The 23,654-nt window shown below is 65.2% G+C and carries 22 protein-coding genes; 13 read left to right on the plus strand and 9 right to left on the minus strand.

Features of this window, described 5'->3' with window-relative positions; all coding sequences use genetic code 11:
- Entirely contained in the window at positions 1-201 is a 201-nt protein-coding gene (locus tag ACFRAU_RS14750) for a DUF6278 family protein (protein WP_378000480.1), read from the minus strand.
- A 339-nt stretch (positions 202-540) separates the two neighbouring features.
- Positions 541-903, minus strand: coding sequence for a hypothetical protein (locus tag ACFRAU_RS14755; protein ID WP_378000481.1), 363 nt, complete (start codon positions 901-903; stop codon positions 541-543).
- 554 nt (positions 904-1,457) lie between these two features.
- Here ACFRAU_RS14755 and ACFRAU_RS14760 point away from each other — a divergent pair.
- Positions 1,458-1,757, plus strand: a complete 300-nt coding sequence (locus tag ACFRAU_RS14760) for a hypothetical protein (protein WP_378000482.1) — start codon at positions 1,458-1,460, stop codon at positions 1,755-1,757.
- A 918-nt stretch (positions 1,758-2,675) separates the two neighbouring features.
- Here the strand turns inward: ACFRAU_RS14760 and ACFRAU_RS14765 are convergent.
- A complete protein-coding gene (locus tag ACFRAU_RS14765; RefSeq protein ID WP_378000487.1) occupies positions 2,676-3,329 on the minus strand; it encodes an RNA-binding domain-containing protein in 654 nt (217 codons plus the stop codon).
- Positions 3,330-3,573: 244 nt separating this feature from the next.
- On the opposite strand from ACFRAU_RS14765, the gene ACFRAU_RS14770 reads away from it, so the two are divergent.
- Both ACFRAU_RS14770 and holA read left to right on the plus strand, forming a co-directional pair.
- A complete protein-coding gene (locus tag ACFRAU_RS14770; protein ID WP_378000483.1) occupies positions 3,574-4,509 on the plus strand; it encodes a ComEC/Rec2 family competence protein in 936 nt (311 codons plus the stop codon).
- Entirely contained in the window at positions 4,446-5,459 is a 1,014-nt protein-coding gene (holA, locus tag ACFRAU_RS14775; RefSeq protein WP_377994234.1) for a DNA polymerase III subunit delta, read from the plus strand. Before ACFRAU_RS14770 ends, holA begins: the two co-directional genes overlap by 64 nt.
- A 149-nt stretch (positions 5,460-5,608) precedes the next feature.
- Here holA and rpsT read toward each other — a convergent pair whose 3' ends face one another.
- Positions 5,609-5,869 (minus strand): 30S ribosomal protein S20, encoded by a 261-nt coding sequence (gene rpsT, locus ACFRAU_RS14780; RefSeq protein ID WP_111903413.1) that lies wholly within the window; start codon positions 5,867-5,869, stop codon positions 5,609-5,611.
- A 185-nt stretch (positions 5,870-6,054) separates the two neighbouring features.
- On the minus strand, positions 6,055-6,636 hold the full coding sequence (locus tag ACFRAU_RS14785; RefSeq protein ID WP_377994233.1) for a type II toxin-antitoxin system PemK/MazF family toxin: 582 nt from the start codon (positions 6,634-6,636) through the stop codon (positions 6,055-6,057).
- 182 nt (positions 6,637-6,818) lie between these two features.
- Between ACFRAU_RS14785 and lepA the strand changes: the two genes are divergently transcribed.
- Together lepA and hemW are read left to right on the plus strand one after the other, a co-directional pair.
- Complete coding sequence (gene lepA / locus ACFRAU_RS14790) at positions 6,819-8,672, plus strand: translation elongation factor 4 (protein ID WP_377994232.1); 1,854 nt, start codon at positions 6,819-6,821, stop codon at positions 8,670-8,672.
- A gap of 36 nt (positions 8,673-8,708) precedes the next feature.
- On the plus strand, positions 8,709-9,938 hold the full coding sequence (hemW, locus tag ACFRAU_RS14795) for a radical SAM family heme chaperone HemW (protein WP_377994231.1): 1,230 nt from the start codon (positions 8,709-8,711) through the stop codon (positions 9,936-9,938).
- A gap of 22 nt (positions 9,939-9,960) precedes the next feature.
- On the opposite strand, the gene ACFRAU_RS14800 is transcribed toward hemW, so the two are convergent.
- Complete coding sequence (locus ACFRAU_RS14800) at positions 9,961-10,380, minus strand: DUF4870 domain-containing protein (protein WP_377994230.1); 420 nt, start codon at positions 10,378-10,380, stop codon at positions 9,961-9,963.
- Positions 10,381-10,514: 134 nt separating this feature from the next.
- Complete coding sequence (locus tag ACFRAU_RS14805; RefSeq protein WP_377994229.1) at positions 10,515-11,369, minus strand: DUF3097 domain-containing protein; 855 nt, start codon at positions 11,367-11,369, stop codon at positions 10,515-10,517.
- A 213-nt stretch (positions 11,370-11,582) separates the two neighbouring features.
- Here ACFRAU_RS14805 and hrcA point away from each other — a divergent pair, with 213 nt between their 5' ends.
- The 3 genes from hrcA to ACFRAU_RS14820 are packed head-to-tail and all read left to right on the plus strand — an operon-like array spanning position 11,583 to position 14,552.
- The gene (gene hrcA / locus ACFRAU_RS14810) at positions 11,583-12,596 is read left to right on the plus strand and encodes a heat-inducible transcriptional repressor HrcA (protein ID WP_377994228.1); all 1,014 of its coding nucleotides are present in this window, start codon (positions 11,583-11,585) and stop codon (positions 12,594-12,596) included.
- 58 nt (positions 12,597-12,654) lie between these two features.
- Positions 12,655-13,779, plus strand: a complete 1,125-nt coding sequence (dnaJ, locus tag ACFRAU_RS14815) for a molecular chaperone DnaJ (RefSeq protein WP_377994227.1) — start codon at positions 12,655-12,657, stop codon at positions 13,777-13,779.
- A gap of 2 nt (positions 13,780-13,781) precedes the next feature.
- On the plus strand, positions 13,782-14,552 hold the full coding sequence (locus ACFRAU_RS14820; protein WP_378000484.1) for a 16S rRNA (uracil(1498)-N(3))-methyltransferase: 771 nt from the start codon (positions 13,782-13,784) through the stop codon (positions 14,550-14,552).
- A 122-nt stretch (positions 14,553-14,674) separates the two neighbouring features.
- Here the strand turns inward: ACFRAU_RS14820 and ACFRAU_RS14825 are convergent, their stop codons facing one another.
- Positions 14,675-15,592 carry a GerMN domain-containing protein gene (locus ACFRAU_RS14825; RefSeq protein WP_377994225.1) on the minus strand — a complete coding sequence of 306 codons (918 nt, stop codon included), beginning with the start codon at positions 15,590-15,592 and terminating at the stop codon, positions 14,675-14,677.
- A 345-nt stretch (positions 15,593-15,937) separates the two neighbouring features.
- Between ACFRAU_RS14825 and ACFRAU_RS14830 the strand changes: the two genes are divergently transcribed.
- The 5 genes from ACFRAU_RS14830 (at position 15,938) to ACFRAU_RS14850 (ending at position 21,508) form a co-directional block, all read left to right on the plus strand.
- Positions 15,938-17,038, plus strand: a complete 1,101-nt coding sequence (locus ACFRAU_RS14830; protein WP_377994224.1) for a PhoH family protein — start codon at positions 15,938-15,940, stop codon at positions 17,036-17,038.
- Positions 17,022-17,495 (plus strand): rRNA maturation RNase YbeY, encoded by a 474-nt coding sequence (gene ybeY, locus ACFRAU_RS14835; protein ID WP_377994223.1) that lies wholly within the window; start codon positions 17,022-17,024, stop codon positions 17,493-17,495. The genes ACFRAU_RS14830 and ybeY overlap by 17 nt, the downstream gene beginning before the upstream one ends.
- Complete coding sequence (locus ACFRAU_RS14840) at positions 17,492-18,835, plus strand: hemolysin family protein (protein ID WP_377994222.1); 1,344 nt, start codon at positions 17,492-17,494, stop codon at positions 18,833-18,835. Before ybeY ends, ACFRAU_RS14840 begins: the two co-directional genes overlap by 4 nt.
- On the plus strand, positions 18,819-19,778 hold the full coding sequence (gene era, locus ACFRAU_RS14845) for a GTPase Era (RefSeq protein WP_331569399.1): 960 nt from the start codon (positions 18,819-18,821) through the stop codon (positions 19,776-19,778). Before ACFRAU_RS14840 ends, era begins: the two co-directional genes overlap by 17 nt.
- A 146-nt stretch (positions 19,779-19,924) precedes the next feature.
- The gene (locus ACFRAU_RS14850; protein ID WP_377994221.1) at positions 19,925-21,508 is read left to right on the plus strand and encodes an LCP family protein; all 1,584 of its coding nucleotides are present in this window, start codon (positions 19,925-19,927) and stop codon (positions 21,506-21,508) included.
- 92 nt (positions 21,509-21,600) lie between these two features.
- On the opposite strand, the gene ACFRAU_RS14855 is transcribed toward ACFRAU_RS14850, so the two are convergent.
- Positions 21,601-23,553: a M13 family metallopeptidase gene (locus tag ACFRAU_RS14855; protein WP_377994220.1), complete on the minus strand. Its 1,953-nt coding sequence runs from the start codon at positions 23,551-23,553 to the stop codon at positions 21,601-21,603.
- Between the last annotated feature and the right edge of the window lie 101 nt (positions 23,554-23,654).

Here is a 23,654-nt window from a genome sequence, read left to right on the forward strand (position 1 = left end):
CTACGGTTCTTGCCTGACGAGTTCGAGGACGTGGGCATAGTTTTGTTCGAGGGTGGGCTCCGGAGTAGCCACGCGCCGTAGCGCGACTCTGACGACGTCGACGGCAGTTTTCCTGGTGACACGAACCCGAGGGTATCCTTCCGCGACGACTTCCCAGTGGGCGCCAGGAACAGTGTGCGTGAGGAGATCGCCGTAGAACATCCCGATAGGGCGGGCAAGCTATCATTGATGGCTTGGTTAAGATTGGCGAGGCTTTCTGCTTTGCGTGGCAGTGTTTGACCTTGCTCCTGGAAATAGCTGAGGAGTTCGTCGTATCCGCCGACGTAGGTTGGCGGGGGAACGACGGCATCCGAAGTGACTGGTTTATATTCTGCGTATCTTCGCGGCATTCCCACTGGCAGTTTCTGCAGAGGTTCGTCGGGATCTTCGGGGATGCTATGTGGTCATCCTAAGCGCAGCCCATTTCGCCCTAATCGGATTACCAGGAGGCGAACGTCTACGTGACGGCCTCTTCTGCAGGAAGTTCGAATGCTGTACCGGCTACCTATATGGCATTAGTGCCGATCGCACCAGAATGATGTCAGCGCCGTATTTGTTGTCCAGTTCCCGCTGGATATTGCCGTTGTCGTACGCAACCAATATGACGAGGTATCCATTCTGGATGCCCGATATGAGGATGGGCTGGCCGCCTGCAGATTGAAGATCGTGCTGAATCTGCAGGAGCCGTGCTTTGTTCCCCTTTCCCGGCTTCCCCATGACGGGCTTTGCAGCGTCGGGGATACCTGTCTCCGTGGGCGAGACTGGAACCGGTTCCCGGGTTCGGACGAATTCGCCGTTGTCCCAGGTTCCCCTCACCGTGTAGCTTCCCCAAGTGACGCCAGCTGCCCTTTCGTATCCGGTCACCGCCGACCAGTCCCAGTTCCTGAGTACAGGACCACCGCACGTTTGTGGGGGATAGGAAGCAGTCATGGCACCCAGGCAAAACACCGGCGGGCCGTCGCCTTTCTGAAGAACCGCCCCACTGCCGGTCAGTTCTCCCGGCAAGGGAGTTTGCACAGCAGTCGTTGTAGGCTCGGCAGCAGGCGGGGCTGGAGAAGCGCATCCGCTCAATAATGCGGCCACTGTCGCAACACCACAGGTCACGCGCCTATTCATAGGGACATGATCCCCTGCTGTTCCCGCTCGGAGAACGACTCGGGCAATATTGACGCGTGCTCGTGACCTGTTAGCAGCATCAGCAGCTAAAATTTTACGAGCGCCAAACGGGCATCTGAGGCAAATCGAGCAAGACCGAACCGTGGCGGGAACACGAACTCCAACCCGGCCATTGAGGAACGCAGAGGATCGGGTTCAATCACTCATGAGTCGTGCCACTGCGTGCTTCGAACAACGACGAAACGGAAGTATTCCCGCAAATCGGCTCCGTTTGTGGAAGACCGCCGAGCAACTGAAAGCGGATGAAGTACGGCGAAGTGTCTACGTGTCCAGCCTGCGGTGAATCCGGAGCCTTGGAGGGCGAACAGGTAGATAACATTCGGGTCGAAGGTCCCGGTTGGGTCCGTGTCGGCGAGGAGGATTACGAGTTTCATGGTCGCGGATTCGGAGACGTTCTTGCCGACCACTTCTCATGTGACAACTGCCAACTCGTATTGGACACCTATGAACTGCTTGAGGCCGCGGGAATGGATCTCGCCTTCGAAGTGGAAGACGAGGATTTCGTAACTGACGAGGGGGAGCAGGAGTACGGGAGCGACTAGGACGGGCATCCAACTCTGTGCGTAGCGAGGATGAGTTCAACGTCAGGCGATGGCCATCAGTGCAGGGTCGGTGCCGTCTCACCAAAGGACCTGATGTCTGCATTCTGGCGGTGGGAACGGCCGCGCGGTCGCTTGATTGACGCGTCAGGCTTTTCGCGGGCTGAACAGCCGCCATGTCTGGGTGCCGTTGGGAAGAGTCGCTTCAATCGGCTCCCCGGCGTCGGGATAATCTCTGCGCAGCCGGTCTCGAAACGGAACAATCTGAATCCCCGTGGTACGGCCCTATAGACCGCATCCCATTTACCTCGATGTGGAGACTAGGGTGTTCTCCTACGTTCTCGGACCAAGCAATGACCAGGTCTCCGCAGGTGCTCCCGACGAACTCCTCGACAGACTTGAACCATGAAACCTCGCCCCGGTTCGGAAACGTGCGCAGAGCCGGATGGGGGCCTCCTGCGAAGGATCCACTAGTGTCACAGGAACGGAGCCACTAGTTGTTGTCGCGAGGAACGTGCGGGTCCCGGCGTCACTGGGAGGGAAGGAATAGCCGATGACGTCCAGGGCTTTCGCCTGCCGAAGAGCCGCCGCTGCACGTTTCCACTGAACCCGCAGTGGCGCTCGATCGTAGTAGTGGCTCTTGCTGCTGGCAGGAGGGACGACGAACGGAGCGAGATCCTCGTAGAGGTAAGACGGGATGTGGTCTGAGTCATCTCTCTGCCGCTGTCGGTGTCCACCCATTCGATCCAATCGCGTTGCTTCCACTCGTGGCCAGTGCTCGACATGACCAGGATCTGCATAGTGTCTGCCCAGCGGTTCCCCGCTTGCACGAGGTCTGTGACAATGTCTCGCAGCTCGCTCTTCCTTGTGGCCTCACGCAACGCGGCGCCCTCTGCCTCGGAGCCGCTGAGCAACCGACTGCTACATTTCCAATTCGGCACGAGACGCACGCTCGGTGGCTCCTGGCCGCCGCACAAATATCGTCCCTTCTGAAACCATGGGCCCCTTCGCCGCCTGAAAGGACTTCTGCAACAAGGCGATGCGGTCACCATCGCGCGGGGGCTCCACCGTTACTACGAGCACTGTCACATCGTTGAACGTCAAAGTTCGAGCGTCCCAATAAGGCCACCCGTGCCCCGTGTAACGATGAATGGCGTTTACGAGCTCTGCACTGTCGGGGACTTGTTGTCCTTCAAGCGACCCTGGTCCGACTCCGACTAAGACGTAACCGACGCCCTCGAATGAGGCGGGCGCGACGGCGACGGGACGATTTGCCAACCCGAGAATCGCGCGACTAATGGCGAACGAGGCTTCTGTGCTGGTGAGGTCGGTGTATGCCGACTTCCATTCGATGGATCGACTCTCGTCCTCGGGCGCTGCCTCGAAGACAGCTTGAATGAGCGACCGTACTTGGTCGGGGGAGCGGAGCGCACGAGAGGTGTCAATTGAAAGAACCAGATCACGATCCTGCCAGTCATTCTGTGATGTCGGTAGCCGAGCCGACCGTCCGTAAGCCGGCCCCGCTTTGGAAGCACATGGATCTGACTTGGCATGTCGGTCCTTCGCCTCTCGCAGCCATTCATTGGACCAGGCCCATTCACCGTCTGGAGATGGGCCTCAAACGGTCAGTGTCAAAGGCGCCGTGCGACATCCGGCTCTTCGTCAACAAGCGTCTCGCCCCGGTTGGGCGTGCCAGTATCCAGGCTCGGGCAGCAGACGGGTGCGTGCCCCTTGCACGCAGGGTTATGCAACTGCCGCCAGGCTGCCTATGTGCGCACGCCCATTCGTGCTTAGGAGTGACTCACCCCCCTTTTGAACGATGTCTGGCGCCAACTGCAGCCTGATACTCGGCGCACTGCTGTTGGCGGCACGTTCGCTGCGCCTGGCCAGGATTCCGGGGGCGGCCGTCGCCCTCGCAGGCCTCGGCCTGTTCGTCCTCATGGTTGGGCCGGATGCGAGCGTGCTCCGGTCGTCGCTCATGGGTGCGATTGCTGTGGCGGCCTTGGCAGGCGGCCGGGCCGGCCGCGGACTGAGTTTCCTTTGCCTGGCGGTGATTGCCCTGCTGCTCGTGGAGCCGGAGCTGGGCGTCAGCTTTGGGTTCCTGCTGTCCGTCCTGGCCACGCTGGGAATTATTGTGCTGGGCCGCAGCGTCATGGGCTGGATTCCGGCGAGGGTGCCGCGCTGGGCGGCTGCAGCTGTAGCCGTGCCGCTTTCAGCCCAGGTGCTGTGCGGCCCCGTCATAGTGGTGCTGCAGCCACAGTTCTCCACCTACTCACTGCTGGCCAACGTGCTTGCCGCCTCGCTCGTAGCGCCGGTTACCGTCCTGGGTACGGCTGCCGTGGCCATCCTGCCCATCGCGCCGTGGCCGGCAACCGTCCTGATCGGCGTTGCCGGCTTCTTTGCCGGGGGTGTGGCAGCCATCGCCCGGTTCACCGCCGGTCTTCCCGGTGCCGCGCCGCCCTGGCCGGAGGGGGTGTTCGGGTTGCTGACCATGCTGCTGTTCTCCGTTGTGACATTGCTCGCCGTGTGGATGGCTGCCCATCCCGCCCGGACCATCAAACTGGTCCTCGCCGCTCACGCCGGCACCGTGCGGTTACTTGACCGGCTGCCGGAGGCCACGTTCCGCCGCGCCGGCCCCGGCGATCATGGGAGACTTAGAGTCTGCAATCTGAACTCCGGGAGGAATCACCAGTGGCCGCTGCCCAGCAACGACCGAAGACGCCGGCAGCCAATTCGGCATCGTGGCGGGACGTAGCCCCTGCGGCGGTCGTCCTGATCACAGGTCCAGAGGAGTACCTCGGCATCCGGGCGATGGACCGTGTCCGGACACAAGTACGTGCGGCCGCACCGGATGTGGAAGTCAGCAGGCTGACTGCCGGCTCGTACGAGGCCGGGGCGCTGGCCATGAATGTCAGTCCGTCACTGTTCGGTGAGAGCAAGCTGATCGAGGTGGACGGCCTCGAATCGATGAACGACGCCTTCCTGGCGGACGCACTGACCTACCTCAAGCACGTGGAACAGGATGCCGTCCTCGTGCTCCGCCATGGTGGCGGAACCCGCGGCAAGAAGCTCCTCGATGCTGTGAAGGCCGGCGGATGGCCGACTGTCGACTGCCAGCCGCTAAAAAAAGATGCGGAAAAGACCGCCTTTGTCACGGCGGAGTTCAAGGCCGCCGGGCGGCGGATCACTCCGGAGGCAGTCCAGTCCTTGGTCAACGCGGTCGGCGCCAACCTGTCCGAGCTGGCGGCGGCCTGCAGCCAGCTCGTTGCCGACGCCTCCACTGCCGTTGATGCCGACATGGTGGACCGCTACTACGGCGGCAGGGTCGAGGCAACGGCCTTCAAGGTGGCCGACGCCGCGATGGCCGGCAATGGTCCTGTGGCCCTGTCCACACTCCGGCATGCGCTGGCCACCGGCGCCGATCCGGTGCCGCTCGTGGCGGCGTTGGCGGCGAAGCTGCGGACGGTCGCCAAGGTGGCCGGGGCCAAGGGCTCGGCGGCGCAGATCGCCAGGCAGCTGGGCATGCAGCCGTGGCTGGTGGAACAGGCGCAGCGGGACGTCCGGAGGTGGACGCCGGAGGGCCTGGCTCGGTCCATCCAGGTCACGGCCGAAGCCGACGCGCAGGTCAAAGGACTGTCGCGTGATCCTGTCTACGCCGTGGAACACGCCGTGACGGTGATAGCAGCCGCTGCACGCGGGCGCTAGCCCGTCGATCCGGAAGCGGGCGGCGGCTGGCTGACGCAGAGGGGGGGGCGTGACCCCCGTTCGGAAGTCCCGCCGTCGGAAGTTAAAAGAGAAGTGGCCGGCACCATCGGTGCCGGCCACAAGCATCAGTTCAGATGAACTGGAAAACCTTAGAGTGCGTTGACCTTTTTGGAGATCGCCGACTTGCGGTTTGCAGCGTTGTTCTTGTGCAGAACACCCTTGCTGACAGCCTTGTCCAGCTTACGGCTGGCAGAAACGAGCGCAGTAGTAGCAGCGTCCTTGTCGGAGGACTCAACGGCGGTGTTGACGGCGCGGATGGCCGTCTTTAGCTCGGACTTGACTGCGTTGTTGCGCAGGCGAGCCTTTTCGTTGGTGAGGATGCGCTTCTTCTGGGACTTGATATTTGCCACGTGTGAACTCTCTTTGTAATGCGGAAATGGTCTAGAGGGCTTTCAAGCTGGCCTTGACTGAGCGGCGTGGGGATACCTATGGCGGCCAGCCATCAGTGACCGTCGACCTGCACGGACACACAGCTATACATATTAGCAGGTCGGGGCCATTTGTGGCCATTCCGGGCGCGGACGGCGCGCCGGCGTCATTTCCAGCCGTGCAACCGCCGCAACTCGTCCGCCACCAGCCTAAACTTCTTCCGGTCCAGCACCGAGCCCTCGCGCCGGATGTCGGCCGGGTGGATCTGCAGGACGCGGTCCAGTTTGGCCTCGCTGGGGCGGCCCTGCTTGTCCCACGGGCCAGTGCCGATATCAACGTAATCGAGGCGGGCCTGCGGGTGGCCGTCGTGGTCCTTGCTGGTCAGCATCAGGCCCAGCAGATACCGCCCGTGGCTGCCAACCAGCAGGACCGGCCGGTCCTTGCCGCGCGAGTGGTCCTCTTCGAAGGGAACCCAGGTCCATACGATCTCGCCGGGGTCCGGGCGCCCGTCGGGCGAGGGGAAGTAGCGCAGGGTCGCCGTGCCGGTGAAGTCGCCCGGGTATGTCCCCGTGACTCCGGCCGGGAGCCGCGCTGCGTTTCCGGATCTGCCCGGGGCGGCAGCAGGACGGCGGGTGGCCCCAGACGGACGTCTGGGTGCCGGAGTGCGGACCGCCGGGCGCTTCAACACGCCGAGGAAACGGAGCGATGCACGGACGGCGCTGCCTATTGAGGAGAAGTTCAAAGCCATGCGGGCCACCATACCGGCGCGGGTTTCGCGGCGGCTGGACATCCGGCCGTGCTGGCCGCGCAAAATGTACTGCCAGCGCCCTGGACGTGGGAGACTAGAGGTTCAGATATTGCGGCAGGCAGCAGGATGGCCAGAGTTCAGCCTGAACAACGCCGCTGAAATGCCAACAGTAAGGACCCTGCGTGTCTCCCATGGCCCGCACCGCCCCGGTGCCCGCCGCGACAGATCCGGCCATTATTCGGAATTTCTGCATCATCGCGCACATTGACCACGGTAAGTCCACCCTGGCCGACCGCATGCTGCAGTTCACCGGCGTCGTGCAGTCCCGCGACATGAAAGCCCAGTATCTGGACCGCATGGATATCGAGCGGGAGCGCGGCATCACCATCAAGTCCCAGGCTGTCCGCATGCCCTGGGAGCTCGATGGCATGAGCTACGCCCTGAACATGATCGACACGCCGGGCCACGTGGACTTCACCTACGAGGTGTCCCGGTCGCTCGCAGCCTGCGAAGGCGCTGTTCTCTTGGTGGACGCCGCGCAGGGCATCGAGGCCCAGACGCTGGCCAACCTGTATCTGGCGATGGAAAACGATCTCACCATCATCCCGGTCCTGAACAAGATCGACCTGCCGGCCGCCCAGCCGGAGAAGTACGCCGCCGAACTGGCCAGCCTGATCGGCGGCGATCCCGAAGATGTGCTGCTGGTCTCCGGGAAGACCGGCGTCGGTGTCGAGGCACTGCTGGACAAGATCGTGCGCGACCTGCCCGCACCCGTCGGCGACCCGGATGCACCTGCCCGGGCCATGATCTTCGACTCCGTCTACGACACGTACCGCGGCGTGGTCACCTATGTCCGCGTGGTTGACGGCATGCTGCACCCGCGTGAGCGCATCCAGATGATGTCCACCAAGGCCAGCCACGAACTGCTGGAAATCGGCGTCAGCTCCCCGGAGCCCATACCGTCCAAGGGCCTGGGCGTCGGTGAGGTGGGATATCTCATCACCGGCGTGAAGGATGTCCGCCAGTCGAAGGTGGGCGACACCGTCACCAACCTCGCCAAGCCAGCGGCGGAATCGCTGAGCGGCTATGCGGATCCCAAGCCGATGGTGTTCTCGGGCCTCTACCCGCTGGACGGCACCGACTACCCGGTGCTCCGCGACGCGCTGGACAAGCTCAAACTGAACGATGCCGCCCTGATCTACGAACCGGAAACCTCCGCCGCACTCGGCTTCGGCTTCCGCGTGGGCTTCCTCGGCCTGCTGCACCTGGAGATCGTCCGTGAGCGCCTCGAACGCGAATTCAACCTGGATCTGATCTCCACAGCGCCGAACGTCGTATACGAGGTCACGCTCGAGGACAAGAACGTGGTCACCGTGACCAACCCCAGCGAGTTCCCCTCCGGGAAGATCAATGAGGTCCGCGAACCCATGGTGGCCGCGACAATCCTGGCACCCAACGAGTTCGTCGGTGCCATTATGGAGCTCTGCCAGGGCCGCCGCGGTGTCATGCGCGGCATGGACTACCTGTCCGAGGACCGGGTTGAGCTGCGGTACTGGATGCCGCTGGCCGAAATCGTCTTCGACTTTTTCGACCTGCTCAAGTCCAAGACGCGCGGCTACGCCTCGCTGGACTGGAAGGCCGACGGCGAACAAGTCGCCGACCTGGTCAAGGTGGACATCCTGCTCCAGGGCGAACAGGTGGACGCCTTCAGCGCCATCACCCACAAGGACAAGGCCTACGCCTACGGCGTCATGATGACCGGCAAGCTCCGCGAACTCATCCCGCGCCAGCAGTTCGAGGTGCCCATCCAGGCCGCCATCGGGTCCCGGATCATCGCCCGCGAGTCCATCCGCGCCATCCGCAAGGACGTTCTGGCCAAGTGCTACGGCGGTGACATCTCCCGTAAGCGCAAACTGCTGGAAAAGCAGAAGGAAGGCAAGAAACGCATGAAGATGGTGGGGCGCGTGGAGGTGCCGCAGGAGGCCTTCATCGCAGCCCTGACCACCGACGAATCCAAGGACAAGGCCAAGAAGTAGTGATGATCGTGGCCGGAACCTCCGCAGGCCGCACGCATGCCTAGCGTTCTTCCCCTGGGTGACCCCGCGCCGGCAGACGGCCTGCTGCCCCAGCAGGCGGCCGCCGGTGCAGCGGACCGGGCCTTCGGGCTCTATGTGCACATCCCGTTTTGTGCCGTGCGCTGCGGTTACTGCGACTTCAACACCTACACCGCAACCGAGCTCGGAGGCGGCGCGTCCCAGGACGCGTACGCCTCCACGGCCATCTCCGAAGTGGACTTAGCCGCGCGGGTACTTCGGGACTCCGGCCTGCCTGCCCGCAGGCTGAGCACCGTGTTCTTCGGCGGCGGGACGCCGACGCTCCTGCCTGCCGGGGACCTGGCGCGAATCCTCCGTGCCGGCATAGACACGTGGGGGATCGAACCCGGTGCCGAGGTGACCACGGAGGCCAACCCCGATTCCGTCACGCCGGAGTCCCTGCAGCTGCTCGCCGACGCCGGCTTCACGCGGGTTTCCTTCGGCATGCAGTCCGCGGTGCCCCACGTTCTTAAGGTGCTCGACCGCACCCACACGCCGAGCCGTGTCCCGCTCGTGGTGCAGTGGGCCCGCGACGCCGGACTCGCCGTCAGCCTGGACCTCATCTACGGCACGCCGGGCGAATCATTGGAGGACTGGCGCTTTTCGCTCGAGACGGCCCTGTCCTACAAACCGGACCACATCAGCGCCTACGCGTTGATCATTGAGGACGGAACCAAGCTCGCCGCCCAGATCCGCCGTGGCGAAGTTCCGGGAATCGACGACGACGACCACGCCGACAAATACGAACTCGCCGACAAGATGATCTCCGACGCCGGCCTGAACTGGTACGAGGTCAGCAACTGGTCCGCGATGCCCGAGCAGGCGTGCCGTCACAACCTCGCCTACTGGCGCGGCGACGACTGGTGGGGCATCGGACCCGGTGCCCACTCGCATGTGGGCGGGGTGCGCTGGTGGAACGTGAAGCACCCCACCGCCTATGCCGGCCGGCTCGGCTCAGGCGTCTCGCCGGCGGCAGGACGCGAGACGCTCGACGCCGGGACCCGGGTCGTCGAAAAGGTCATGCTGGAGGCCCGGCTTTCCTCAGGCCTCGAAACCGATGCCCTTGCGCCATCAGGAAGGAAGGCCGTGGCCGGGCTGATCGCCGACGGCCTCGTGGTGCCCGAGGAGGCCTTCAGGGGACGCCTGGTGCTCACGCTGAAGGGCCGCCTGCTGGCTGACGCCGTGGTCCGCCGGATCCTGCCGGACTAACGGCCGAAACAAGAGCTGCAGGCTACTTGATCCAGCGGAGGTTGTACTGGTACCGGTGCGGCTGGCCCTTGTTGACGTGGACGCCCGCGGACACCGCGAAGCAGGTCAGCGCAATCCAGATGAGCGTGGCCACGACGGCGAACAGATTGCCGACGACGGGAAGCAGCACCAGCAGGTTGGCCACGAAGGCCGCAATCGTCGGCGGCAGGGTGAAGTTGAGGGCCTCTTTGGACTCCTGCGCGGTGAACGGGCCGCGGTCGCGGAAGATGAGGTAGATCAGCAGGGCCGGAACACAGCCGAGGATGCCGCCGAAGTGAGCCAGCGTGGCCCACTGCCGGTCCTCGCCGGCGGTCAGCGGAAGCGCGTTGGCCGGAACGCCATGGTACTGGGGCAGGTCCTGGCCGGACTGTGTGTCCCTGCGGTCGCGAGCGTCTTCTGCCACGGTGTCTTCCTTTAGCTTGCGTTGGTGCGATAGTGCTTTGATACGGCGCCCGGGCCGCAGTGCGGTGACGCCCTACCAAGGATACCGGGCCGTCAGGGCAATCGCGGGCTCAACGCCCAATCGCGGGGCAGTAGCTATGGAACTGTTAGGAAATCGATGACCTCTTCCACCCGGCCCAGCAGGGCCGGCTCAAGGTCAGCGTAGGTGCGCACGGCGCCCAGGAGTTTCTGCCAGCCGAGGCCGATGTCCTCCTTGGTCGCGTGCGGCCAGCCGAAGGCGGCGAGGATGCCGGTTTTCCAGTCCGTGCCGCGCGGCACCACCGGCCACTGCGGAATGCCCAGCACCGACGGCCGGATCGCCTGCCAGACGTCGACGTACGGGTGGCCCACGATCAGCACGTTCCCGGCGGCGCCGGGGGACGACATGACGGCGTCGGCGATCCTCGACTCCTTGGAGTCGGGAACCAGGTGGTCCACCAGGACGCCCAGCCGGCGGCCGGGTCCGGGGCGGAACGAGGCAACGGCCGCCGCCAGGTCATCGATGCCGTGCAGGGGTTCGACGACGATGCCCTCCACCCGGAGATCGTCGCCCCAGACTTTTTCCACGAGTTCGGCGTCATGCTTGCCTTCGACCCAGATCCGGCTGGCCTTGGCCACCTGTGCGCGCTGCCCTTCCACCCGCACCGAACCCGACGCCGTCCGGCCGGTCGTGCCCGGCCCTGCGGGCTTCGCTTTGGGCGCCGGCGGCATCAGGCGTACCGGCTGACCTTCCAAAAGGAATCCGAAACCCAGCTTGAAGGACCGGGACTTTCCGCGGCGGTCCTCAAGCGCCACCACGTGCATGCCGCCGGACTTCTCCACCCGGGTCACCGCACCCACCCAGCCGGACTGGACGTCCTCGAGCACCATGCCGCGCTCCACAGGAACCTCAGGCAGGCTGTTCTTGGCGGGCGCTGCGATCTCCTGCGGGCCCCAGGTCTGGTACTGCATTTCGTTCACCGCTCTGCACTAGGAGGGAGCCGCTCCGGCCGCGGGCATACCGCCGGGGGACAGGCGCCCGGAATTTCGCCCGGAGCGGTACCAATGCTAACAACGCGGCGACTCATATTAGACTTGTTAGCACTTAGGCATGTCGAGTGCTAACCACAGCGTTTACGGGCAGGATCAACGCCCGGCGCGGTCAAGGCCAAAAGGAGGTGGACTGTGAGCGAACCACGGAAGCTTGAGGTGCTGCGCGCCATCGTGGAGGACTATGTCCATTCCCGCGAACCTGTCGGCTCCAAGGCCCTGGTGGAACGGCACCATCTGGGCGTATCCAGCGCCACCATCCGCAACGACATGGCGGCCCTTGAGGACGAGGGCCTTATCACTGCCCCGCACACCAGCGCGGGCAGGATTCCGACGGACAAGGGTTACCGTCTGTTCGTCGACCAGATTTCAGCCGTCAAGCCGTTGTCCCCGGCGGAGAAGCGCGCCATCCAGACCCTCCTCGAGGGGTCAGAGGACCTTGACGACGTCCTGGACCGGACGGCGCGGCTCCTGTCCCAGTTGACCAACCAGGTCGCCGTCGTGCAGTACCCGCACCTGAGCCGCGCCGTGGTGCGGCACATTGAATTTGTGCTGCTGGCGCCGCGGAAGGTGCTGATCGTGCTGATCGCCGACTCCGGCAAGGTTGACCAGCGAGTGGTCGACGCCGGACAGGACCTGTCAGACGACACGCTCGCCGCACTCCGCACCCGGTTCCTGACCGGTGTGGCCGGAACGCCGGTGGCCATCCTGCCCCAGCACCTGGCCGCCGTCGTGGCCGGCTGCACGCACGCCGAGCGCCCCATTGCCATGGCCCTCGGCAAGGGGCTGGAGGGCCTGGCGCACAACAGCCGGGAAGACCGTATGGTCCTCGCGGGAACGGCCAACCTCGCGCGCTCCAACGTGGACTTTCCGCTCAGCATCGGACCTGTTCTGGAGGCCCTCGAGGAGCAGGTGGTGATGCTGCGGCTCCTGAGCGACATGGCCCAGGACCCGCGGGGCGTGGCCGTGAGCATCGGCCGGGAAAACCCCTACGACGGTCTGGCCGAGGCATCGGTGGTGGCCACCGGCTACGGCCCCGACGCCAGCGCCAAGGTGGGCATCCTTGGCCCCACCCGGATGGACTATCCCACCACCATGGCCGCCGTGCGCGCGGTGGCCCGCTACCTTTCGAGGATTCTGGGCCCGTGACCGCACGACCCGGACATCCTCTGACCACAGGCAGTACAACCAGGAAGAGATACGAACTTTGAGCAGCCACTACGACGTTCTTGGAGTCTCCGCTGAAGCCACCGGCGAGGAGATCAAAAAGGCCTACCGCAAGCTGGCCCGCTCCCTCCACCCGGATGTCAACCCCGGGGAAGACGCCGCCGAACGCTTCAAGGCCGTCACCCACGCCTACGAGGTGCTGTCCGATCCGCAGAAGCGCAGGATCTACGACACCACCGGCAATGAGAACGGCACCGACAACGGCTTCGGCGGCGGCTACGCCGGCCAGGGCTTCGCGTTCCAGGACATCTTTGACACCTTCTTCGGCGCGGGCGGAACATCCGGGCCCGCGTCCCGCGTCCGCCGTGGGCAGGACGCGCTGATCAGCGTCCGGATCGACCTGCGCGATGCCGTCTTCGGCGTCAACAAGAAGCTGGAAGTGGACACAGCCGTCACCTGCCCCACGTGTGAAGGCTCGTGCTGCCGCGAGGGTAGCCACCCGGAACGCTGCGATATCTGCGGCGGCAGCGGCCAGGTGCAGCGGGCGGTCCGTTCCATCCTCGGCCAGGTCATGACCGCCGCGCCGTGCGGTTCCTGCGAGGGCTTCGGGACGGTCATCAAGGACCCCTGCAACGAGTGCAGCGGCCAGGGCCGTATCCGCAGCCGCCGCTCCCTGACCATCAAGGTGCCGGCCGGCGTGGCCACCGGAACCCGGATCCAGCTCTCCGGGCAGGGCGAGGCGGGCCCCGCAGGCGGCCCCTCCGGCGACCTTTATGTGGAAATCCGGGTCAACAACGACTCCACCTACATCCGCGAGGGCGACGACCTCCACGCGACTTTGAACATTCCCATGACGGCCGCCGCCCTCGGCACCGAACTGAGCCTGGAAACGTTCGACGGCAAGCAGGAGATCGACGTTAAGGCGGGCACCCAGTCCGGCGAGATCATCACCCTCCGCGGCCTGGGAGTTACCCATCTGCGGGGCTATGGCCGCGGTGACCTCAGGGTCCACCTGCAGGTGGAAACGCCGTCCAAGCTCGACCCCGCCCAGGAAGACCTGCTCCGGCAGTTGGCCAAGCTCCGCGGCGAGCAGTTCTCCGAGGGCAAGCTGGCGGCCAGCGGCGGCGTTTTCGCCAAGCTGCGGGACCGCCTCGGTAACCTGTAGCGGTGAGCAACGCCGTATTCTTCACCCCTGCCGGCGCGCTGGACGGCACCGCTCCCGGTTCGCTGTTCGTCCTCGACGGCGCGGAGGCCCGGCACGCGGTCACAGTCAAGCGTCTGGCGGTGGGCGAACAGGTGGACATCGCCGACGGCGCGGGCAGGCGTATCACCGGAACCGTGACTGGTGCCGCTCCCGCCCAGTTGACGGTCGAATGCACCTCCGTGAGCGTGGAACCCCGGCCCGACGTCCGCCTGGTCCTCGTGCAGGCCCTCGCCAAGGGGGACCGGGACGAGCTGGCGATCGAGACCGCCACCGAACTGGGCATCGACGCCGTGATTCCCTGGCAGTCGGAACGCTCCATCGTCCGGTGGAAGGGTGACCGGGCAGCCAAGGCGCACGGGAAATGGCAGTCCGCCGTGACGGCGGCGGCCAAGCAGGCCCGCCGCGCCTGGATCCCGGAGGTGCGTCCCGCCGTCGATACCCAGGCGCTGGCCAGGGAAGTGGCGGAGGCCGGCCTTGCCGTGATCCTGCACGAAGACGCCGTCACGCCGCTGCGGCGGGTCCTCGGCAAATGGTCCGGGGAGCGTCAGGAGGCGTCCGGCCCCGGCGAGATTCTCCTCATCGTTGGTCCCGAAGGGGGCATCAGTGCCCGCGAGGTCACCCGGCTGTGCAGCGCCGGGGCGGTTACGGCACTGTTGGGACCGCACGTGCTGCGGTCATCGACGGCGGGACCGGCCGGCGTCGTGGTGGCCAGCGACGTCCTGGGCCGTTGGTAACCTCAGGCCGTTGGTAACGTCAGGCCGCTGGTAACGTCAGGCCGCTGAGTTTTGGCCAGGGCCGGTTCGCTGGCGGACGGTGAACCGCTGGCGGACCTGAACCTCTAGCGAACGTTGAATCTCTACCGAACCGTGAACCCGCGCGAGTCCACGTTGAGTTCGTCCCCCGGCTTGCCCGCGTCGATCTGGGAAACGCGCACCTCGTAGTTCCCGGGCGCCAGATTCACCGTGATCCCGAAGATCCCGGAGGCGGCGGGATCCGCCGAGGCCCTGGCTTCCCCAGTCAGGTAGCTTTCCTTATCGCCGTTGTCCTGGACTTTGAGGATGCGCCAGTGGAGTTTGCCGTTGGGGACGGTGCTTCGCCCGGAGATTTTGACCCGGCCGTCGCCGACTCCGGTGCCTTGCTGCGGATCGATGATCCACACCGGCGCCACCATTCCCGCGCTGCGGGACGTCGGGGCGCCGAGCTTGACGTGCTTGAACGCCAGATAGTCCGTGTGCCCGTCCACGAGGATGACTACTTCGATTTGCTGCCCGGCGTCAATCAGCCCGGAGCTGGCACCGGCCGCCGTTGCGGTGTACACCAGCTGCTGGATGGCCCGCTGGGCCATGTCCGCGTCGAGGTTGCTGTTGAAGGCATCCGCGGAAACGTCCACGGTGATGACATTGGTGCCCGAGATCGAGGTCGCGAGGTTCTTGGGGTTCTGCCACGGCGTGAAGTAGTCAGGATCCAATGGCGTCTCGGACATCATGGCGCGCAGGGCCCGGGTGATCGGGTTCTCATCGTCAGGCACGTCGCGGAACTCGCGGTAGAGGAAGACATTGCTGTTGCTCCGCCCGATCCAGTAGACCGGCGCTTTGTTGGACGACTGCGTTGTTTCCAGCGGTGCGCTGGTGGTGGGGACACCGTCCGTGCCGGCGGCCCGGCGCGACGAGGACGTCGGCGAGTTCGCGGAGGTCACCGAGGGGTCGGGAGCGGCGATGCACCCTGACAGCAGCAGGGCAGCCGGAAGCAACGCGGACAGCAGCACGGAGCGCATCCGCGGTACTTTCCGGCCCGGAGTTCCTGGCTGACTGATGCTGGCGATCCCTTCGAATAAGCAGTTGTGTGCGGGCACGCCGGACCGTTGCCGGCAAGCTCCTTTTCCAGCATTACACGAGACTTTGGAGCGCCGGGCGCCTTTCGGGGCAGGCGGCCGAACTGCAACGGGAACGATATGAGGCCGATACAAAGTTGATACCTAATGGCGGGAACGCGTTACAGAAATGCGGTCCGCCGTGACCTTCCGGGACAGCAGGCCGGGGCGTGCGCTGGCGTAAGATGTAAAGACACAAACGAGTTATATTCCGAACTGGAGGGAACCGAAGGCCCGAGGGCCGTCACCATGACTGAATCAGCAAACGGAAAGCGCCGCCTCAACACGGGGGACCGAACCACGGGCGAATTCCCCCATACTCTTCCCGGTGTCCGGACGGAGGTGGTCATCTTCGATAACTCTGATCAGATGGTGCAGTCGCTGGGAAGCCACGACGAGGCCCTTCGCTTCATCGAGGACCAGTTCCCGGCCGTCAGTTTCCACGTTCGCGGCAACGAACTCTCCATCAACGGACCCGCGGCCGATGTTCCGCGGATCATGCGGCTGCTCCACGAGGTCAGGGGTCTCGTGGCCCGCGGCACCGTTATCACGCCGGCAGTTCTCCAGCAGCTGGTGTCGCTGCTCCGCAGCCAGTCGCTGCAGAATCCGGTGGAGGTGCTGACGCACGACATCCTGTCCAGCCGCGGCAAGACCATCAGGCCCAAGACGCTGAACCAGAAGAACTACGTGGACGCCATCGACGCGAACACGGTGATCTTCGGGATCGGTCCGGCCGGTACCGGCAAGACCTACCTCGCGGTGGCCAAGGCCGTTCAGGCCCTGCAGCAGAAGGAAGTCAGCCGGATCATCCTCACCCGTCCCGCCGTCGAAGCGGGCGAACGGCTGGGGTTCCTTCCGGGCACCCTCAGCGACAAGATCGACCCGTATCTGCGGCCGCTGTACGACGCGCTGCACGACATGATGGACCCCGAGTCGATTCCCCGGCTGATGGCGGCCGGCACCATCGAAGTGGCGCCGCTGGCCTACATGAGGGGCCGGACGCTGAACGACGCCTTCATCATTCTCGACGAGGCACAGAACACCACGCCGGAACAGATGAAGATGTTCCTGACCCGTCTGGGCTTCGGTTCCAAGATGGTGGTCACCGGCGACGTCACGCAGGTGGACCTTCCGTTCGGGACCCGTTCCGGCCTGCGCATTGTCGAGGAGATCCTCACCGGAATCGACGACGTCAGCTTCTCTGTTCTGGACGCCGCCGACGTCGTCCGCCACCGCCTGGTGGGGGACATCGTCAACGCCTACGGCATCTGGGACGAAGCACAACGCAACCGGGTCAAGCATTCCGTTCCCCGGGAACGACGGGAGAGCACGCATGAGCATCGAAGTTAACAACGAGTCCGGCATCCAGGTGGACGAAGCCCGTCTGGTGGCGTTGGCACGCTTCATCTTCGAACAGCTGTACATCCACCCGCAGGCGGAGCTGTCCATCCTGCTGGTGGACGAGCCGGCCATGGAAAAGCTGCATATCGAACTGATGGATGAGCCTGGCGCCACGGACGTCCTGTCCGTGCCCATGGACGAGCTGACCCCGGGCACCCCGGACAAGCAGACGCCGCAGGGAATGCTGGGCGACATCGCAATCTGCCCGCAGGTGGCCGAGGTGCAGGCCCGCAATGCCGGGCACTCCACGCAGGACGAGATGCTGCTGCTGACCACGCACGGAATCCTCCACCTGCTCGGCTATGACCACGCCGAACCCGAGGAGAAGGCAGAAATGTTCGGCCTGCAGCGCGAACTGCTGACGGCATTCACCGGCAAAGAAGCACCGGCCGAGACCACCCAGTGACCTCCCTGCTCCTTGTCTGCATGGCGCTGGCGTTTCTCGGTGCCGCAGCGCTGCTGACCGCTGCCGAGGCAGCGTTCAGCTTTCTGCCGCGCCACGACGCCGAGCAGGCCTTGCAGGGGAGCCAGGGCCCGGCGCTGCGGAGGATCCTGGATCAGCCGATGACGCACATGCGTGCCCTGCGCTTCTGGCGGATCTGGTTCGAATCGGCCTCCGCCGTAGCCGTGGCTGTGCTGCTTTACAGCTGGCTGGACAACGTCTGGCTGGCAGGCCTGGCCGCGACGGGCATCATGGCGGTCCTCGGGTTTGTGCTCGTGGGCGTCTCGCCGCGCCAGCTTGGCCGCTCGCATCCGGCCGCGGTGGCGCGGAATTCGGCGTCGCTGGTCCGGTTCCTGGCCTGGATACTGGGGCCAATCCCCGCCTGGCTGGTCCGGCTGGGCAGCGCCGTGGCTCCGGGTTCGCCCAACGGTGACGACTCCTACTTCAGCGAGGAGGAGTTCCGCGAGCTGGTTGACCGGGCCACCGAATCGGACATGATCGAGGACAACGAGGCCGAACTCATCCAGTCCGTCTTCGAGTTCGGCGACACCCTGGTCCGCGCCGTGATGGTGCCGCGGACGGACATCCTGACCATCGACGCCGGTTCGAGCCTGCACAGCGCAATGGCGCTGTTCCTGCGGTCGGGGTATTCCAGGATCCCCGTCATCGGGGAAAACACAGATCAGATCCTGGGCATCATCTACCTCAAGGATGTGGCCGCCGCGATTCACGGCATGGACCCGGAGGCCGAACCGCCTGTGGTGGATGTGCTGGCCCGGGAGGTGCGGTACGTGCCGGATTCCAAGCCGGTGAGCGACCTCCTGCGGGAACTCCAGAAGGAGTCCACGCACGTCGCCATCGTCATCGACGAATACGGCGGGACCGCAGGGCTGGTAACGCTCGAGGACCTGATTGAAGAGCTCGTCGGCGAAATCGTGGATGAGTACGACTCGGAAAGCGCCGCCGTCGTCGATCTGGGCGACGGAACATTCCGGGTGAGCGCCCGGATGGGGATCGACGACCTCGGCGAGCTGTTCGGCATCGAACTGGAGGACGACGAGGTGGACACCGTGGGCGGCCTGCTGGCCAAGGCCCTGGGCCGGGTCCCGATCGTGGGGAGCGCCGTGGATGTCGACGGCGTTTCGCTGCGCGCCGAGCGGCTCGAGGGCCGCCGGAACCGCGTCAGCCACATCATTGCGGGGGCCGCGCCGAAAGGGGCCGTTCCAAACAATACTGACCTTGAAGAACTACTCGACGAGGCCGAATCAATGCAACAGGGAGTTCCACGTGAGCAAGCAGAATAAGGCCGACGGCGGCGAACCGTTCGGCGGATACCATGCCGGATTTTCGGTGCTGGTGGGCCGGCCCAACGCGGGCAAATCCACTCTCACCAACGCCCTGGTGGGCAAGAAGGTGGCCATCACGTCCGCCAAGCCGCAGACCACGAGGCATACCATCCGCGGGATCGTCCACCGCGAGGACGCCCAGCTGATCCTCGTGGACACCCCGGGCCTGCACCGGCCCCGCACCCTGCTGGGCAAGAGGCTTAACGACCTCGTCGCCGACACACTCTCAGAGGTGGACGCGATCGGGTTCTGCATTCCCGCCAACGAGAAGATCGGGCCCGGTGACAAGTTCATCGCCGCCCAGCTCGCGGCCGTAGGGCGCAAGCCGGTGATTGCCCTCGTTACGAAGGCAGACCTGGTGGACCGGCAGGCACTGACAGAGCAGCTGCTGGCCGTCGCCGAGCTCGGCAGGGAAGTGCTGGGCGAGGACGGCTGGAAGGACATCGTTCCGGTCTCGGCCGCGGACGGGTTCCAAGTGGGCACGGTGGCGGACGTCCTGATCAGCCACATGCCGCCGTCGCCCCCGCTCTATCCGGACGGCGAGCTGACCGATGAGCCGGAGGCAGTCATGGTGGCCGAACTCATCCGGGAGGCTGCGCTGGAGGGTGTGCGCGACGAGCTGCCGCACTCACTGGCCGTGGTAGTGGAGGAAATCGTACCCCGCGAAGGCCGGACCGAAGACAACCCGCTCCTGGACGTCCGCGTCAACCTCTACGTGGAGCGTCCGTCGCAGAAGGCGATCATCATCGGCAAGGGCGGAAGCCGCCTGCGCGAGGTCGGCACCAATGCCCGCAAGGGCATCGAGGCGCTCCTGGGCACCCGCATCTACCTCGACCTGCACGTCAAGGTGGCCAAGGACTGGCAGCGCGACCCCAAGCAGCTGGTGAAGCTCGGGTTCTGACCCGCTGCCGCTTGCCCGCCGGACCGGCGCCCGCAAATCGGGGCTTCCGGCTGCCCGCCGGGCCGTGAACGCCGGATTTCCGGCGTTTTCCCAGAAACGGCTACTAAAATAGGCCGGATCCCATTTTTTCGAGGAAGGTACACCCTGTGGTGCGACGCCGCGACAACCGCGCCCAAGGACCGGGCACACCCGCCCGTTCCGAGCCAGCTGCCCGGCATGCCGAGGACTCCCGGCTGGGCGCTGCCCGGCACCTGAATGTCCGCCACATGCCCACGTGGCTCAAGGTGACCACCGCCGTCGTCGCCGTGGTCCTGGCCGGCGGCCTGGCCTTTGCCGGCTACTGGTACTTCAGGTTGCAGTCCAACATCTCCACGGCAGCCCTTGGTGCCGGCAGCAGCCGCACCGACACCACGGACGATGCCACCGGCCGGCTGCAGATCCTGATCCTGGGCTCTGACACGCGCGACGGCAAGAACTCCAATTACGGCAGCACCGAGGATTCCACCGGCTACGGCAACTCCGACGTCATGATGCTCATGGACATCTCGGAGGACAACAAACGGGTCAATGTCATCAGCTTCCCCCGCGACCTGCTCGTGGACATCCCCAAGTGCACGGACCAGAAGACCGGCAAGCAGTACCCGTCCCGCAGCGGCATCATGATCAATGAGGCCATGAAAGAGGCCGGCATTGGCTGCGCCGTGGACACCGTCAACAAGCTGACCGGCATGGAGGTGGACCACTTCATGATGGCCGACTTCAACGCCGTCAAGGAGCTGTCGAACGCCGTGGGCGGCGTCTCGGTGTGCATCAGCGACGCCGTCTATGACCCCGACTCGCGGCTGCGGCTGCCCAAGGGCACCTCCCAGGTGCAGGGCGAACAGGCCCTGGCGTTCCTCCGCACCCGCCATGCGTTCGGCGACGGCGGAGACCTCGGCCGCATCAAGGCCCAGCAGGGCTTCCTGTCCTCCCTGACCCGGAAGATCAAGGATGACGGCACCCTCTCCAACCCGGCGAAGCTGCTGAACATCGCCGATGTCATCACCAAGAACCTGACGGTCGACGACGGATTGGCCTCCGTGCCGTCGATGATCACCATCGCCAACCGGCTGAAGACGATCGACGTCGGCAAGGTCGCCTTTGTGGCGATGCCGACTGTCCCTGCCACCAGCGATCCCAACCGGTTGGAAGCCGCGCAGCCCGCCGCCTCACAGCTGTTCGCTGCCTTGCGCAAGGATGTCGACCTGACCGACCCGGATGGCAAGGAAACCCCGTCACCGTCGGCGACGCCCAAACCTTCGGCCAGTTCCACTCCGAAGGCCACGCCGAAGCCCACCGCGACGGCGGCACCGTATGACAAGGCCCTGCAGCCCATCACCGTGGCCAACGGAACCGGCTCGGCCACCCGGACCCAGGAAATCGTGGACGCCGTTGTTGCGGGCGGCTTCACCCAGGTGGGGCAGTTGGAGGCCGACCCCACGGCAAAGACCATGGTGTACTACGGGCCCGAGTTCGCGGACGTCGCCGCCGATGTGGCAGCCCTGTTTGGCATTCCGGCCGCCCAGGTGGCACCGTCGTCCGGCGTCGCGGGAGTGCAGCTGTACCTCGGCTCCGACTTCCCGTCCGGGACCAAGTTCGGCAAGACGACCGTGCCCAAGGACATCGTCAACCAGACAGCCAGCGACACCGTTTGCCAGCAGGCAAACCCGGAGCTGGTCGTCCAGCAGTAATCCGCCTACAGGCCGCAATCAACTGTAGGCCGGACAAAAAATGCCGGGCCGCCCCGAACAGGGTGGCCCGGCATTTTGCGCTCACCAGACGCTCACCAGATGCTGACGCGCTCCGCAGGGGGCATCCACATGCCGTCCTTCTCCGTTACGCCGAACGCGGTGTGGAAGGAGTCGAGGTTCTTGGCAATGGCGTTGGTACGGAACTCGTTGGGGGAGTGCGGGTCCGTGGCGAGGCGCCGGATGGCCTCCTCGGTTCGGATCACCTGGCGCCAGCCCGCAGCCCAGGAGGCGAAGAAGCGCTGTTCACCCGTCAGCCCGTCGAGCACCTCGGGTTCTTGGCCGTCGAGGCTGAGGCGGTAGGCCTTGTGCGCAATGGTGAGCCCACCCAGGTCGCCGATGTTTTCGCCCAGCGTCAGCTTGCCGTTGACGTTGTGGCCGGGCGCGGCGTACGGGGACAGCGCGTCGAACTGCTCCACGAGGCGTCCGGTCAGGGCTTCAAAGGCCTTGCGGTCATCTTCGGTCCACCAGTTGCGCAACTCGCCCGTGCCGTCGAACTGGGAGCCCTGGTCATCGAAGCCGTGGCCGATCTCGTGTCCGATCACGGCCCCGATGCCGCCATAGTTCACGGCGTCGTCCGCTTCGGCGGTGAAGAAGGGCGGCTGAAGGATGGCGGCCGGGAAGACGACCTCATTCAGCATCGGGTGATAGTACGCGTTGACGGTCTGCGGCGTCATGAGCCACTTGTTGTGGTCCACCGGCTTGCCCACCTCGTCGAGATGACGGTCGACGTCGGCGTTGTGGGCCCGTTCGACGTTCCCCAGCAGGTCTGCGGGGTCGATCACCACTGCGGAGTAGTCGATCCACTCGTCGGGGAAGCCGATCTTTGCCCGGAACGCCCCCAGTTTCCGGAGTGCCTCGGCCTTGGTGTCCTCGCCCATCCATTCCAGGCCGCTAATGCTCTGCCGGTAGGCCTCGATCAGGTTCCCCACCAGCGTCTGCATGCGTGCCTTGTGCCCTCCGGGGAAGTGCCGGGCAACGTAGATCTGGCCAACGGCTTCGCCCAGTGCGGCCTCGACGACGGCGACGCCCCGCTTCCAGCGGTCCTTGTTCCGCGGCGTGCCGCTGATGGTGGTGCCGTAGAAGGCGAAGTTCGTGTCCACATAAGCTGATGAGAGATACGGGGCCGCCGAGTTGATGACCCGCAGGGCAAGCCATTCCTGCCACACCGGCAGCGACTCCGAGGCCAGCAGTGCGGCGGCGCCGGCGAAGAAGTCAGGCGTGCTGACCACGATCTCCTGGCGCTTGTCCGCGGCGATGTCCGCTGCGTCAAACCACGTGTCCAGCAGGGGAAACAGCTGGTGTGCCTCGTCTGCCGACTTCAGGTTGTACGTCTTCTGCGGGTCGCGGAGCGTGACCTTGTCCCAATGGTGCGAGGCGAGGGAGGTTTCCAGTGCCACCACCCGGGCCGCGGCGTTTTCGGGATCGGCCACTCCGGCCAGGCCGAACATGGTGCCCACGTACTCCCGGTAGGACTCCACCACCGGGGCGAATTTCTCCTCGCGGTAGTAGGACTCGTCGGGGAGCCCGAGGCCGCCCTGGCCCGTGTACAGGAGAACGCGGTCGGGGTTGCCGGCGTCGGGTGCCGGGTAGATGTAGAAAAGTCCCGACACATCGGCGCGGAAGAGCCGGCCGGCCAGTGCCAGGAGCTCAGAAATGCTGGCCGTGGCGAAGACCTCGGCCAGGCGTCCGCGGATGGGGTCCAGGCCCTTCGCCTCCACGGCGGCCTCATCCATGAAGCTGCTGTACAGGTCGCCTATCTTTCGCTCGATGCCGCTCGCCTCGGACCCCTTGGCAGCGGCTTCCTCGATGATTTCCCGGACTGCCAGCTCGGAGCCGTCGCGAAGGGCAGTGAAGGTGCCTTCCAGCGGACGGTCGTCAGGGATGGTGGTGTCCTTCAGCCAGGCCCCGTTCACATGCTGGTAGAGGTCGTCCTGTGGCCTCACGCTGTGGTCGATGTTTGACTGGGCGATCCCCGAAATTGGCACATGAGCTCCTTCGATGACGGGCTGCGGCCGGCACTTTCACCGGTGCAGCGTCTGCATGGTGGACGTTGCTGGAGGTGTTGCCCCTTCATCTTACGCACCCG

Source organism: Arthrobacter sp. NPDC056691, from assembly GCF_042791415.1.
Lineage (GTDB): Bacteria > Actinomycetota > Actinomycetes > Actinomycetales > Micrococcaceae > Arthrobacter.